15 protein-coding genes are annotated in these 12,650 nt (G+C 67.6%); 2 read left to right on the top strand and 13 right to left on the bottom strand.

Annotated features, from left to right (window positions below; translation table 11 throughout):
• The first annotated feature begins 778 nt into the window (after window positions 1–778).
• Window positions 779–2,101 (top strand): serine/threonine-protein kinase, encoded by a 1,323-nt coding sequence (locus ENSA7_RS43740; protein WP_181233809.1) that lies wholly within the window; start codon window positions 779–781, stop codon window positions 2,099–2,101.
• A gap of 256 nt (window positions 2,102–2,357) precedes the next feature.
• Here the strand turns inward: ENSA7_RS43740 and ENSA7_RS43735 are convergent, their stop codons facing one another.
• Complete coding sequence (locus ENSA7_RS43735; protein ID WP_181233808.1) at window positions 2,358–4,511, bottom strand: MYXO-CTERM sorting domain-containing protein; 2,154 nt, start codon at window positions 4,509–4,511, stop codon at window positions 2,358–2,360.
• A 308-nt stretch (window positions 4,512–4,819) separates the two neighbouring features.
• Here ENSA7_RS43735 and ENSA7_RS16715 point away from each other — a divergent pair, with 308 nt between their 5' ends.
• Window positions 4,820–5,575 (top strand): hypothetical protein, encoded by a 756-nt coding sequence (locus tag ENSA7_RS16715; RefSeq protein ID WP_146157773.1) that lies wholly within the window; start codon window positions 4,820–4,822, stop codon window positions 5,573–5,575.
• 4 nt (window positions 5,576–5,579) lie between these two features.
• Here the strand turns inward: ENSA7_RS16715 and ENSA7_RS16710 are convergent, their stop codons facing one another.
• The 12 genes from ENSA7_RS16710 to rpmJ form a co-directional block, all read right to left on the bottom strand.
• Window positions 5,580–6,971: a YncE family protein gene (locus tag ENSA7_RS16710; RefSeq protein ID WP_106090293.1), complete on the bottom strand. Its 1,392-nt coding sequence runs from the start codon at window positions 6,969–6,971 to the stop codon at window positions 5,580–5,582.
• Between the two features lie 42 nt (window positions 6,972–7,013).
• Complete coding sequence (locus tag ENSA7_RS16705; protein ID WP_106090292.1) at window positions 7,014–7,724, bottom strand: hypothetical protein; 711 nt, start codon at window positions 7,722–7,724, stop codon at window positions 7,014–7,016.
• Window positions 7,721–8,023, bottom strand: a complete 303-nt coding sequence (locus tag ENSA7_RS16700) for a flagellar biosynthetic protein FliQ (protein WP_106090291.1) — start codon at window positions 8,021–8,023, stop codon at window positions 7,721–7,723. Before ENSA7_RS16700 ends, ENSA7_RS16705 begins: the two co-directional genes overlap by 4 nt.
• The gene (locus tag ENSA7_RS16695) at window positions 8,020–8,634 is read right to left on the bottom strand and encodes a flagellar type III secretion system pore protein FliP (protein ID WP_181233807.1); all 615 of its coding nucleotides are present in this window, start codon (window positions 8,632–8,634) and stop codon (window positions 8,020–8,022) included. The genes ENSA7_RS16700 and ENSA7_RS16695 overlap by 4 nt, the downstream gene beginning before the upstream one ends.
• Complete coding sequence (locus ENSA7_RS16690) at window positions 8,624–8,926, bottom strand: flagellar biosynthetic protein FliO (protein WP_146157772.1); 303 nt, start codon at window positions 8,924–8,926, stop codon at window positions 8,624–8,626. The genes ENSA7_RS16695 and ENSA7_RS16690 overlap by 11 nt, the downstream gene beginning before the upstream one ends.
• Window positions 8,927–9,008: 82 nt before the next feature.
• Entirely contained in the window at window positions 9,009–9,233 is a 225-nt protein-coding gene (locus ENSA7_RS16685; protein ID WP_106090288.1) for a DUF3820 family protein, read from the bottom strand.
• 104 nt (window positions 9,234–9,337) lie between these two features.
• Complete coding sequence (rplQ, locus tag ENSA7_RS16680) at window positions 9,338–9,787, bottom strand: 50S ribosomal protein L17 (protein ID WP_106090287.1); 450 nt, start codon at window positions 9,785–9,787, stop codon at window positions 9,338–9,340.
• Between the two features lie 3 nt (window positions 9,788–9,790).
• A complete protein-coding gene (locus tag ENSA7_RS16675) occupies window positions 9,791–10,801 on the bottom strand; it encodes a DNA-directed RNA polymerase subunit alpha (protein ID WP_106090286.1) in 1,011 nt (336 codons plus the stop codon).
• 9 nt (window positions 10,802–10,810) lie between these two features.
• Window positions 10,811–11,440 (bottom strand): 30S ribosomal protein S4, encoded by a 630-nt coding sequence (gene rpsD / locus ENSA7_RS16670; protein WP_106090285.1) that lies wholly within the window; start codon window positions 11,438–11,440, stop codon window positions 10,811–10,813.
• Window positions 11,441–11,443: 3 nt separating this feature from the next.
• A complete protein-coding gene (gene rpsK, locus ENSA7_RS16665; protein ID WP_052551113.1) occupies window positions 11,444–11,827 on the bottom strand; it encodes a 30S ribosomal protein S11 in 384 nt (127 codons plus the stop codon).
• Between the two features lie 10 nt (window positions 11,828–11,837).
• The gene (gene rpsM / locus ENSA7_RS16660; protein WP_052551111.1) at window positions 11,838–12,209 is read right to left on the bottom strand and encodes a 30S ribosomal protein S13; all 372 of its coding nucleotides are present in this window, start codon (window positions 12,207–12,209) and stop codon (window positions 11,838–11,840) included.
• A gap of 1 nt (window position 12,210) precedes the next feature.
• On the bottom strand, window positions 12,211–12,324 hold the full coding sequence (gene rpmJ / locus ENSA7_RS16655; RefSeq protein ID WP_106090284.1) for a 50S ribosomal protein L36: 114 nt from the start codon (window positions 12,322–12,324) through the stop codon (window positions 12,211–12,213).
• Window positions 12,325–12,650 lie beyond the last annotated feature (326 nt).

Below are 12,650 nucleotides of genomic sequence, written 5' to 3'. Positions count from 1 at the left end.
ACCCCAAACCCGAACCGTTCACGCTCGAGCACGCGAGTGCTGGAGTCGAGCTCAGTGGGCGAGACCTGACGACTTGCGTGACCCGCATGAACCCAAGGCAACGCGAGCGCGCGCGGCCCCGATGAGAAGCGACTCGAGTGAAGCCAGACCAGACACCAGAGCAACCAAGAGATCCCAGCACGCCCAACACATGCGCGCGCGTGGTGGCGCGTGGTGTTGGTTGTACGTGGCGTCGCTTGGTCATGATGACGTCGAAATCATAGGCCGATGATCCGCGATCGAGCCAGTGATTTTTTTTTCGCTGCCACGCGGACCTCGTCGATCTCGGTCGCGACGACGAACCCAACGCCGATCGAGACGCTGTCGCGTGGACCGGATCGTGCGCGTCGGCAGCTCGAACCTCGGTCGCAGGTCATGTCGACCGCGCTCGTCTCAGATCGTGATCGCGTCGGGCTGCGGTCGCCGTGTTCGGCCTGTCGTCGAACACGGGCTCGATCGCCTGCGTCGCCAACCACCATGCGCTGCGCCGTGAACCGAGTCATGCCTGGAAGGTCACTCTTCAGGTCCCAACGTCCAGCTCGAGGCGACTGGCGCAGCGGTCGCCCTCCGCATGCGCGCAGTCGCTCGGTGTTTTCGGCTCGGGCCAGGCTTCGGGCCCGCTCGTTGCCGCGCGGGACAAACCGCCTGAACTGCCCCGCGAGGCGGGCACCACACGAAGCTCGCGTGCTACTGTGTTCGCTCGCGGTCGTGCGATTTTCGACGACCACGAGAGGCAGCGATGCTCTGCGCCAAGTGTCTTCGCCCGGTCGACGTGGGCGTCCCTCGCTGTCCCACGTGTCAGGGCGATCCCTTCGTCATGGCGCGCTATCGGCTGGATCGGCGGCTGGATCGGCGGCTGGATCGGCGGCTGGATCGGCGGCTGGAAGCCAACGCTGCATCGCCGCGAGCGCTCGAGCCTGTTGGGTATCGCGCCACACGAGTCGAGGACGGCCTGCTGGTCCGCGCGCTGGCGCTGACGCTGCCGCACACGCAGGTGGGGGCGCACCCACTCGCGGACGATGCCGCGCGCATGGAGGCCCTTCAGCACCCCGGACTGCCGCTCGAGCTCGACCACGAGCTCGAGCCGAACATCGGTCAGGGCTGCGCGCGCGTGTGGCTGATCCGCGAGCATGTCCGCGGCGAGACCCTGGCAGCGCGACTTCAGGACGACAGCGAACGCGTGCGCGAGCAGGGCTTCGCGGTGAAGATCTTGGTGGGCGTCGCCGAGGCGCTCGCGTACCTCCACGCCCAGCGCCCGCCGGTTGTCCACGGGTGGATCTCACCCTCGACGATCCTGATCCGCGACGAGACCCGCACGTCGGCCAGTCCGTGCGCGATCAGCCTGCTCGATCGGCTTGGCCAGCTCGGCGCTGCCGCGGTAAGCGACGCGCCGAGCCCCGCGACAGATGTCCACGCGCTCGGTCTCGTCGGCGCCGCGCTGCTCGAGCTCGACACCGCGAACACATCGACATGGCACCCCGCCCGCCTGGCCGCGCTCGCTGCCCTCGTCGAGCGCATGCTCGAGCCCAACCCAACGCTGCGGATCACGAGCGCCGAGGTGCGCGATCGCCTGCTCGAGCTCGAGTCCGGCTTGACTAGCCCTGCTCCCGACACGCCAGTCACCACAAAACGCGACCTCCACTCCCCGCCGACTGCGGCGCGCCCGGCCAAGCCGGGCCCACGCTTCATGATGCTCGAGCCCAGCCCGCCGACCCGACCGACCCGGCCTAGCCGCCCGAGCCGCCCCACCCAGCCGAGTCGACCGAGCCAACCGCTCGGGCCCACCACCAAGCTGCGCGAGGGAGCACGCACCCCCAACCGTCGACCCACGACCAGCCGCAGCCTGGGCTCTTTTCACGGTCACCTGGCCAAGCCGCAGGTCCCCGACGTCCCGATCATGCGCCCCGAAGAGCTCAGCCGCGAGCTCAGTCAGGCCTATCAAGCCACCGCCGCGCTGCAAGACCGCCAGCGCAAGCGACTGAGCCTAGCGCGTGTGCTCGTCGTCCTGATCGCCGCCATGATCGCCGCGCTCACCACCTATCTAGCCATGCAGATCATCTAGCTGTCTGCGGCTCAAACAGGAACAGGCCGCCCCGAGAGAGGCGGCCCGCTGCCTACCGTGGACCCGGTCCACGAACGCGCATGCAAGCGGGCGAGAACCCTCGCCCGAGCTGAACACAGCCTACGAGTTAAAAAGAACAGCCGCCCCGAGAGGGGCGGCCCGCTGCCAACCGTTGAACCGGTCCACGAAGGGCGCATGCAAGCGGGCGAGAAACCTCGCCCGAGCTGATAGCAGCCTCGCCCGAGCTGAAAGCAGCTTAGTCGCGCCGACGACGACGGATCAGGCCAGCGAAGCCGAGGGCCAAGAAGGTCCCAAGCAAGCCGCGCGTCTTGTCCGTGCCGTTGTCGGGCGTGCTGCAGTTGCAGCCGTCGTCGATGCCGACCTCGGCGCCGAGATCGCCACCGGTGCCGGTGCCGGTCTCGCCGTCGCCGAGCGTGTCGTTGCCCGTGTCGCCGTCGCCGTCGCCGGCGGGGTCGCCGTCGCCATCGCCCGGATCGCCGTCGCCGTCACCCGTGTCGCCGTCGCCGTCACCGGTGTCGCCGTCGCCGTCACCCGTGTCGCCGTCGCCGTCGCCGTCGCCGTCGCCGTCGCCGGTGGTCGTGGTCGGGTTCGGAACCGGGTCGGGCTCGTTGGTGGTCGGCTCGGGGTTCTGCGAGCAGTCGTTGAAGGCGCAGCAGGGGTCGAAGTTCAGGGTCCCGAAGATCGACGCCAGCGCGGCCTCGAGGTCGGCCTGGTTGTTGGCATCGAAGTACATCTCCGTGCCGCCCGAGCCCCAGTTCGCCATGTTGTCGAGCTGCGCGATGGCAGCCGGCTGATCGACGCCGTCGCCGAACCCGATCACGTAGGTCGTGATCCCAGCGTTGTACATCTGGGTCATCTCGGCCTGGACCTGCGCGTCGGTCGAGTACAGGTTGTACTGGCCGTCGGTGATCAGGATGTTGAAGTAGATGGTGGAGTCGTTCGCAGGGAACTGCGCGCCCATCATCTGCGCGTTGGCGTGGTAGGTCTGCTGGTTGTTCTTGATCAGCTGCAGACCGAGGTGGGTGTACGTACCCGAGCCCGAGCAGAACGCGGCGACGCCACCACACTGCGGCATGTGGCTCTGAGTCGGGTTGTCGAACCCTGGCGGATCCTCGACCTGGCCGTCCTTGAAGCTCCACGCGATCGGCGGACCACCCCACGGATCGTCACAGCCCGGCTGCTCGCACGAGGTGTTGGGATCGAGGGCCCAGCCGAAGTTGTCCTTCATGCAGGGGCCGTACTGGACGAGGACCTTCTGCTCACCGGGCGCGGGCTGGTTGTGCCCGAACACCGCGAGGCCGAGGTGCGTGACGTCCTCGGCGGCGCCGATGCCGACGTCGATGTCGAACAGCGACATGTTGCCAGCGAGGGCGTCGCGGGCCTGATCCCAGCCGGTCTCGTCCATGCCGCCAGCGACGGTGCCGCCGTTGACGTTGAGCATGGACGACGACGCGTCGAGCAAGATCATCACGCGCGGCAAGCCGCCGATGCACTCGGGCGCGACGACCGAGTTGATGATGTTGTTGACGACGCCAGTGAGCGCCATCGCGAGGAGCTCGGGCGTTGCGCCGTCGATCGCCTCGGTGGTGCCACCAGCTGCGGCGGTCTCGTCGGCGGCCATCTCGGCGGCCGGATCACCAGCGACGGCCACGACGAAGGTCTGGACGTTGCTGTTGTCGAACAGGTCCATCGCGGTGATGGCCGGGTTCTGGCTCGCGGGCGCCAAGACGGAGGTGCCGTCGACGCCAGTCCAGGCGCCGTCCGTGAGCAGCACGTTGACGTACGCGCGCGCGGGCATCACTTGGTCGTCGGGGTGGTCGGCCTTGGTCTGGTTGATCTCGACCTTGACCGCCTCGAGCGCGCCCTTGGTCCAGGTGCCAATACCGACTGCCATGCCCTGCATGGGCGCGTCGATGTTCTGCAGCGAGTCGACGAGCTCCTGGCCGTTGCACGGCACGTACTCGTTGTTGTCGTCGTCCCAGTGAACGTCGATCTTGTTGCCGTCGATGATGCCCGACTGGTCACCGACAATGGCGGTGTTGGGCGAGTTGGCGTTGGGATCGTGACCGAAGCGCATCAGCGCCAGGTGGGTGTTCTGGCTGAGGAAGCTGCCGGGCTGGATCACCTGCTGCACCGCGGCGACGGTGACTTCCCAGCGGGTGAGGTTGTTCTCCATGTCCCAAAGCGTGTTCATGGACGTCGAGTAGTCCATGATGAACATCACGTTGGGCTTCTTGAAGGTGCAGTCGCCCTCCTCGGGGCAGTCTGGATTGCCGCCAGCGGTCGCCTCTTCACCCTGGGTGCCGATCGCAAACGCGAGGCCAATCCCCATGAGGAGGCCCACTTGCAGTCCAATTCGTTTCCAGTTGTCGCCAAGTAGTCGTTTCATTTCAGTCCTGTCCGTTGCGGGCCGTGTCGGTTGGGTGTGTGGTGGGTGTCCTCCCGCTGCTCGTGGCACGAGCGAGTCATCGCGGGCGGATGAAAATTCGATTTTTCTCGAACGCGAGCCCAAGGCCCGCGGGACACTGGGCGACATAATCAGCCAAAACCAGGCGCGCTGTCGACCCCTAATCAGGTTGAACGCGCACAGCACACGCACTCGCCCGAGCACCGGCACGCGAGCCAAATCACTTAGCTGCGATCCCAACACCGTGCTAGCAACAACGCACCATGCATCCGGCCTGGAGACTGCTCGGCTTGTCAGCCTGTATCACGGCGTGTCCCGTCGCCGAGGAGCCGCTCGGTCCTCCACCGGGCGGCGGCTCGGGACCGGTGACCCTCACGTCGGGCATGCCCAACAGCGGCACCGCCACAGGAGACAGCGAATCGGGAGATCTCGGCACTGACGGCGAGCTCGATCTGCCTGGCTGCGATCTGCTCGCAGACCCGCTCGACGCCTGCGGACCCGACATGGCGTGCGATCCAGACACCCTCACCTGTGTGCCAGCCAACGGGGTCGGCCTCGTCGATGACGAGTGCAACGACGACACCGAGTGCGTACCCGGCTTGGTGTGCTTCGACGCGCGCTGCCGCGAGCTGTGCGCGCCCGATCTTCCCGGCGAGGAAACGTGTGAGGACGGTCGCGTGTGCACCCGCACCGACTCTCCGCTACCTGGCATGTGCCTCGAGCCCTGCGAGTTGCTCACCCAGGACTGCAGCGTGGTGTTTGACGCCTGCAACCTCGCCGTCGGCTCGGGCGGAGCGCCCGTGAGCGTGTGCACGTCCAACCCGGGCGCTGGCGTGGCCGGTGACGCGTGCGAGGACGATGGCGAGTGTCTCCCGAGCTACCTGTGCACACCCGCGGCCGTGCACTCGGTCCCCTGCGCGAACGAGGCCGCCTCATGCTGCACGCCTGCCTGTGACACGCTCGAGCTGCCCTGCTTCGGGCTCGAGCCGATCTGCCACTTGCTGGGTCTCGAAGATCAACCCAACGCGGGCTACTGCGGACCCTGAGCGATCACGACGCGTCGCCCGAGCGCGACGGCGTGCCCAGCCCCAAGGTTGCGAACTCGGTCAGATAGGTCGCCCGTCCAGCGTCGAGATCCACGATCGAGATCGTGCTGTCGGCGGTGTTGGCGACAAACAACCAGTCGCGCGCGTCGTCGATCAACATCTCGTTGGGTCCATCGCCGAGGTCGAGGGTCGCGACGACCACGAACACGTTGAGATCCACGACCGCGAGCTGATCGCTGCCGTAGCAGCTGACCAGCGCGAGCGACGGTCCAGGTCCACCGTCGAGCGCGGGGTGATGCACGCGCACGAGGTTGGGGTTGGTGCACAGGCTGACCGTCGCCAGCACCCGGACGCCCACGTCCTGATCCTCGTCGAGGCTGGTGTCGACCCGGCTGAGCGCGGGCGGGGTCGTGTGCACGACCAGCAGTCGATCGCCCTGCTCGGGATCCTCGTAGGCCATGCCGCCCATCAGCGGCTTGGGCTCGGCGGACTCGAGGTTGGGGCCGAGCACGGTCGACTCGTTGCCGGCGATCAACACGTCGAGTCCCGGCGCCACCCGAAACGATCGCAGGCCCCACCAGTAGCGCTGGGTGGCCAGCAAGAACGGACGCGTGCAGCCCTGCGACAGCGCGGGGACGTTGCCCGTGTCGAGATCGCACGCGCGCTGGATCACCGAGAACCCGCCGCCGAGGCCCGAGTCGAACAGCTCGTCCTCGCGGAAGAACTCGGAGTGGGCGTCGACGACCTCCGGACCGCGGTCACCGTCGAGAGCGATCAGCGTCAACCGCCGCCCGAGCAAGTGCGGCAAGTAGGCGTAGCGAAAGCCTCGATCGTCGAGGCTGAGCCGCGAGGGGTCGTCGCCGATCTCGCCGGGAGAACCGACCCGGTGGACGCGATCGCAGAACTGATCCTCGGCCTGTCCGCAGTCGAGGCGCAGCCGGCCGGCGTCGCCCAGGCCCTCGCCGAACACGTCGACCCAGGTGACGCCGGGCTCGACGCGAGTCGGGATCAACAGCCGCAGCGGCCCCTGCTCGCCGCCCGGGCGATCGATCGCGATGTTGCCCGCGCCCGAGGGCAGCCGCACGCCGAGCTCGGGATCGATCAGCAGACGCGGCTCGCACTCGAGCCGATCGTCGCGCGCGTGGGCGCGGCAGGGACGTTTCGCGTCGAGCGCCTCACCGACACCTCGAGGTTGCGCGAGCCCGGCCGCGAGCGCGGCGAGATCGAGCACGACCAGCGCCGAGCTGGTGTGGCTGCGATCCCAATTGCCATTGGTCACGAACAGCCGATCCCCATCGGGGCTCTGGGCCAGGCCGGTCGGCTGGACCAGGCGATCGAGCGGCGCGAGCTCGTCCTTGCCGCAACCGCTGAGGCTCGAGACCGCGAGGGCGGTCATCAACCCGAGACTCGCAACGCCCCCTCGCACGCCGAGACCTTCTCACATCCCTCGGGCGAACGCCTCGGGATAAGCCGACCAGGCCGCGCCCAGAGCCACGAGCGCCGCGGCCAGGCGCAGCGCCGGAGCCACGGCCGCGACCAGGTCTGTCGGCTCGGCCCCGCCGCGACCGAGGCTGACCACGCAGACCTGCACGAGCGCCTGGGTCAGCAGCACCGGGGTCGCCAGCGCCAGCGCCAAGACGGTGATGCTCGCGACGCGAGCGATCAGCCACGCCGGCAGGGCCTCGGTCGCGGGCAGCCATGCGCCGGGATCCGCGAGCGCGAAGGTCTCGAACAGCCCCACCAGCCCCGCGAGCAGCGGCGCGTGCAGGCCCAGGCTCAGCCCCGCCGCCAGCGAGGCCGCGATCATCAGGGCGCTGAGTGAGCCGCCGGCGTCGGCCCGCAGCCCCAGCGCGTGCTCGCTCTGCTCGGCCGCGCCGACCAACGCCCAGCCCGGCAGCGAGACCGCCAGGCCGAGCACGCTGCCAAGCAGCAGCTCGAAGCCGAGCCAGATCCCGAGCACCCCGAGCTCGCTGACCGCCGGCGCCCCGAGCTGCCCGCGAACCAGCGCGAGCCCAGCCACCACCACCGCCAGCGCGGCCGCGATCCACACCCAGCTCGGCCCGAGCAGACGCCGCCAGCTGGCCTGGACACGCAGCACCGCCCACACGCGGGCGCTCGCCAGCGCGGCGGCCACCAGGATCGGGTTCACGGCTCGGTTCCCATGGTGTCGTCAGGCCTGGCGCCAGGCGTGGGATCTCCAGGCCACGCCCAGCAGCGCGAGGCAAACTCGAGCGTCGACGCGGCCATGCTCGAGATCACCAGCGCCAGCGCCAGGACCACCGCCAGCGCGCGGACGATCTGCCCCAGCGCCGCGTCACGGATCCCCAGCGACCCGCACAGCAGCCCCACCAAGATCGCGGCCACGGCCGCCACGCCGATCAGCGGCAGCACGCCCACGAGCACCAGCGCGAAGCCCTCGCGGATCGCCAGGCTCAGCGCGTCGATCATCGATACCCCTCGACCAGCCCGACGATCACCGTCGTCCACCCGTCGGCCGCCAGGAACAACAAGATCTTGGCCGGCAGCGCGACCGCGGCGGTCGGGGTCTGGTGGAGCCCGAGCAGCACCAGCACCTGCGCGCAGATCAGATCCACGACCACGAAGGGCAGCAGGATCATCACCGCCAGCTGCAGCCCCCGAGCGAGCTCGCTCAGCAAGAACGCCGGCACCAGCACCGCCGGCTGATCGGGCTCGCGCTCACTCAGCTCGGCGAACACGTCGATCTGTCGGGGGTCGGCGTGGTCGGCCAAGAACTGCCACAGCGGGCTCAAAACCTCGTCGCCGACCTGCAGCGGCGCAGCGATCACCGCCTCGATCCCACCGATTGATTCAAGCGCGGCGATGCACGCCTCCGCGACCGGCCCCATCACCAGCGTCGTGATCACCAGCGCCAGCGCCAGCATCGACCCATAGGGGAGCAGCCGCTCGGCCCCAAGCCCCAGGCGCAGGGCGGCCAACACGACCGAGATCTTCGTGAACGCCGTGCAGGCCGCCAGCAACAGCGGCAGGGCACCCAGGATCAGCCAGACCGAGACATTCGCCGGCAGCTCAGCGCCCACCCTCGACTCCAAAGCGACCCAGCAGCTCCGCCCACGGCCGCGCCAGCGCCGGCTTCGGCGGCGACGCGGTCTGCTCGACCGGCCCGAGCGTCGCCAGCACCGCGGGCGCGCCGCTCGGTCCGGTTCCCACGAGCAGCCGCACGCCCGCGATCTCGATCACCTGCACGGTGTGCTGAGCGGTCAACACCATCCGCTCTCGACTCGCCAAGCTCCCCAGCGGGCCCCCCCCGCGCAGCCGTCGGGTCAGCCAGGCCAAGACCAGCAACAGCGCGAGCAACGTAAGTCCCACCACCGTGAGAGGATCAACACCTGCGCCCATGTCGCAGACCATACGGTCACGCGATCTCAGCGCAAATTTTTCGACAAACCCGAGGCTAGCGCAGGCCCTTCACCAACCCCTCGAGCCCGTTGTGCTTGACCTCCAGCGCCAGCGACATCGCCTCGCCCAGGCGCCCGTTCGGGAACCCCTTTTGAGAGAACCAAACCAGGTAGGGCTGCGGCAGGTCGATCAACGTCACGCCTTCGTACTTCCCAAACGGCATCCGCATCCGGACCAGGTCCATGAGGCGCTCGGGATCGGGTGTCGGCAGCTCGCTCACGGCCCCATCGTAGCCGCGGCGGGTCGAGACGCCGAACCCAAAGCCGAACCAAAAACAAAGCCCGCGTCCGAGGACGCGGGCTCAGTCGTCGTCAGCCGTCGAGCTCAGCTGATGGAGTCGCCGGCGCCGTCGGCCTCGGGGATCTTGCGATCCACGAGCTCGATGATCGCCATCTCCGCCGCGTCACCCCGGCGCTGTCCAAGCCGAACCACGCGGGTGAACCCGCCCGGCCGCTTGCGCACGCGCGGCGCGATGTCCTCGAACAGCTTGTGCAGGATCTCGCGGTCTTGCACGGTCTTGGCCACGTGGGCCATGGCGTGGGCGTAGCGAGCCTGCTCGTCGCGGGTCCGCTCGTCCTTGGGCTTGTCGAGCAGATCGCCCAAGCGAACGCCGACGGTGATCGTCCGCTCGACCTCACCACGCAGCTCCTTGGCCTTGGCCACGGTCGTGGTGATGCGCTCGTGCCGGAGCAGCGAGGTGACCATGTTTCGATACATGGCCTTGCGGTGCGAGGAATTGCGACCGAGTTTACGGCCGGATTTTTGGTGACGCATGGGTCATTCCTCCCGGGCGGGGGGTGGCCCCTGCCAGCCTTCGATCTTCATGCCGAGCGACAGTCCCATCTGCGCAAGGATCTCTTTGATCTCCTTGAGGGACTTACGGCCGAAGTTCTTGGTCTTGAGCATCTCGGCCTCGGTGCGCTGCACGAGGTCGCCGATGTAGTGGATGTTGGCGTTTTGCAGGCAGTTCGCCGAGCGAACCGAGAGCTCGAGCTCGTCGACGGAGCGCCACAAGATGTCGTTGAGCTTGTCCTGCTCGGACTGCGTGGGTGCGAGCGCCTCTTCGATCTCCTCGTGATTGATGAAGATCGACAGCTGCTCCTTGAGGATCTTGGCCGCGTAGGCGACCGCGTCGTCGGGCCGGACCGAGCCGTCGGTCCAGACCTGCAAGCTGAGCTTGTCGTAGTCGGTCTGGTGTCCGACGCGGGCGTTGGTCACCCGGTAGTTGACCTTGCGGATCGGCGAGAACAACGAGTCGATCGGGATCACGCCGATCGGCATGCCCTCGGTCTTGTTCTGGTCGGCGGTCGCGTAGCCGCGACCCATCGCGCAGGTCATCTCCATGTGCAGGCGGCCGCCCTTGCTGAGCGTGGCCACGTGCTGATTGGGGTCGAGCACGTGGACGCCCGACGGCGCCTGGATGTCGGAGGCCAGGACTGGACCCTCGCCGGTCTTGTCGATCAGCAGGGTCCGGGGGGTGGCGTCATCCATGCTCAGGCGCAGGGCCTTCACGTTGAGGATGATGTCGGTGACGTCCTCGACGACCGCGGGGATCGAGGTGAACTCGTGGAGCGCACCGTCGATCCGGACCGTGGTGATCGCGGCGCCCTGCAGGCTGCTCAGCAGCACGCGACGCAGGCTGTTGCCGAGCGTGATGCCGTAGCCACGCTCGAGCGGCTCGCAGGTGAACTTGCCGTAGGCTTCGTTCAGCGAGTCGCTGTCGACGTCTAGCTTCTTGGGGCGAATCAGATCCCGCCAGTTGCGGGCAATGGTGTTGTAGTCCTGCATGCGGTCCCCTTACTTGCTGTAGAGCTCGACGATGAGCTGCTCGTCGATGTCAGCGGCGACGTCCGTTCGCTGCGGAACGTTCTTGATCTTGCCCTTGTAGTTGTCGCGGTCGATGTCGATCCACAGCGGCAGGGGCGAGCGGTCGAGCTTGGCCAGCGCCTCGTTGATCTTGGCGACCTTGCGGCTCTTCTCGCGGACCAAGATCTCGTCGCCCTCGCGCACGAGGTAGCTCGGAATGTTGACCCGCTGGCCGTTGACGGTGAAGTGACCGTGACGCACGAGCTGGCGCGCCTCGGCGTGGCTGCTGGCGAACCCGCAGCGGACCGCGACGTTGTCGAGGCGACGCTCGAGCAAGCTCAGCAGGTTCTCACCGGTGATGCCCTTCATGCGGGCGGCCTTGAAGTAGTAGCCGCGGAACTGCTTCTCGAGCAGCCCGTACATGCGCTTGACCTTTTGCTTCTCACGAAGCTGGTGGCCGTAGTCGCTCGGCCGCCGGCGCCGACCCTGGCCGTGCTGGCCGGGTGGGTACTGACGACGGTCGTAGGCGCACTTCTCCGAGAAGCAGCGATCGCCCTTGAGGAACAGCTTTTGATCCTCGCGCCGGCACAGCCGGCACACAGGTCCCGTATAACGTGCCATGGCTTAGACCCTCCTCCGCTTGGGCGGACGACAACCGTTGTGGGGGATCGGCGTCACGTCCTTGATCGAGGTGACGCGCAGACCCGCAGACTGAATCGCGCGAAGCGCCGACTCGCGCCCGGCACCCGGGCCGGAGACGCGGATCGCCACGGTCTGCATGCCGTGATCCTGAGCCGCGCGCGCGGCCTGATCGGCGGCGAGCTGGGCGGCGAACGGCGTGGACTTGCGCGAGCCCCTGAACCCTCGGATCCCCGACGAGGCCCACGAGATCGCGTTGCCGTTGACGTCGGTGACGGTCACCAAGGTGTTGTTGAAGGTTGACTGAATGTGAACGATCCCGGTCGGGATGTTCTTCTTGACTTTCTTTTTACCGCGTGTCGATGCCATCGGGACTACCTCACTTCTTCTTCATCGCGACCTGGCCCCGCTTGGGGCCCTTGCGGGTGCGCGCGTTGGTGTGGGTCCGCTGGCCACGAACAGGCAGGCTACGGCGGTGACGGAGGCCGCGGTAGCAACCGAGATCCATCAGTCGCTTGATCTTGGTCTGGACTTCGCGTCGGAGGTCACCCTCGACCTTGTAGTCCGTCTCGATGACCCGACGGATCGCAGTGAGCTGCTCGTCGTTGAGGTCGTCGGTGCGGATCGACTGGCCGACGCCAGCCTTGTCGAGGATCTGCCGGGCGGTGGTGTTCCCGACGCCGTAGATGTACGTCAGCGCGATGACGACGCGCTTGTTACGAGGAAGGTCGACTCCAGCTACGCGTGCCATGTCAGCCCTGCCTCTGCTTGTGTTTGGGGTTTTCGCAGATGACCCGCACGACTCCTCGTCGCTTGATCACCTTGCACTTGTCACAGATTTTCTTGACGCTTGATCGCACTTTCATTTGCTCTGCTCTCGCCGGGGATGTGACGGGGTGCTCTCGCTAGCGCGCGAGACCGAGGATCACACCGCGGCCCGGATCGAGGCTGGCCCTGCGGCACAGCACACGTTGCCCCGTCCGAACGGGAACCCCCAGGCGCTTACACTCCTCGGATGGGCCAGCGACGAGCTGACCTTCTGAGGTATCGAGGCGAAACAGCTGCTGGGGCAACTCAGCGACGACGGTCGCCTCGAAGGTGGGGGTGGTGTTCATGGAAAAGCCAAATCCCCCAGGCCGGGTTGGGGCTGGGGGATTTGGCTTTTCCATGAACACCACCCCCACCTTCGAGG

The organism is Enhygromyxa salina (assembly GCF_002994635.1).
GTDB lineage: Bacteria > Myxococcota_A > Polyangia > Nannocystales > Nannocystaceae > Plesiocystis > Plesiocystis salina_B.
The sequence above is the reverse complement of the archived record's forward strand: the minus strand, read 5'-3'. Positions and strand labels throughout refer to the sequence as shown.

Excerpts from the sequence above, each read along its gene's own strand:
- ENSA7_RS16700 (WP_106090291.1), bottom strand. The coding sequence starts at position 8,023 with ATGATCGACGCGCTGAGCCTGGCGATCCGCGAGGGCTTCGCGCTGGTG.
- rplQ (WP_106090287.1), bottom strand. The coding sequence starts at position 9,787 with ATGCGTCACCAAAAATCCGGCCGTAAACTCGGTCGCAATTCCTCGCAC.
- ENSA7_RS16710 (WP_106090293.1), bottom strand. The coding sequence starts at position 6,971 with ATGACCGCCCTCGCGGTCTCGAGCCTCAGCGGTTGCGGCAAGGACGAG.
- rpsM (WP_052551111.1), bottom strand. The coding sequence starts at position 12,209 with ATGGCACGCGTAGCTGGAGTCGACCTTCCTCGTAACAAGCGCGTCGTC.
- rpsK (WP_052551113.1), bottom strand. The coding sequence starts at position 11,827 with ATGGCATCGACACGCGGTAAAAAGAAAGTCAAGAAGAACATCCCGACC.
- rpsD (WP_106090285.1), bottom strand. The coding sequence starts at position 11,440 with ATGGCACGTTATACGGGACCTGTGTGCCGGCTGTGCCGGCGCGAGGAT.
- ENSA7_RS43740 (WP_181233809.1), top strand. The coding sequence starts at position 779 with ATGCTCTGCGCCAAGTGTCTTCGCCCGGTCGACGTGGGCGTCCCTCGC.
- ENSA7_RS43735 (WP_181233808.1), bottom strand. The coding sequence starts at position 4,511 with ATGAAACGACTACTTGGCGACAACTGGAAACGAATTGGACTGCAAGTG.
- ENSA7_RS16675 (WP_106090286.1), bottom strand. The coding sequence starts at position 10,801 with ATGCAGGACTACAACACCATTGCCCGCAACTGGCGGGATCTGATTCGC.
- rpmJ (WP_106090284.1), bottom strand. The coding sequence starts at position 12,324 with ATGAAAGTGCGATCAAGCGTCAAGAAAATCTGTGACAAGTGCAAGGTG.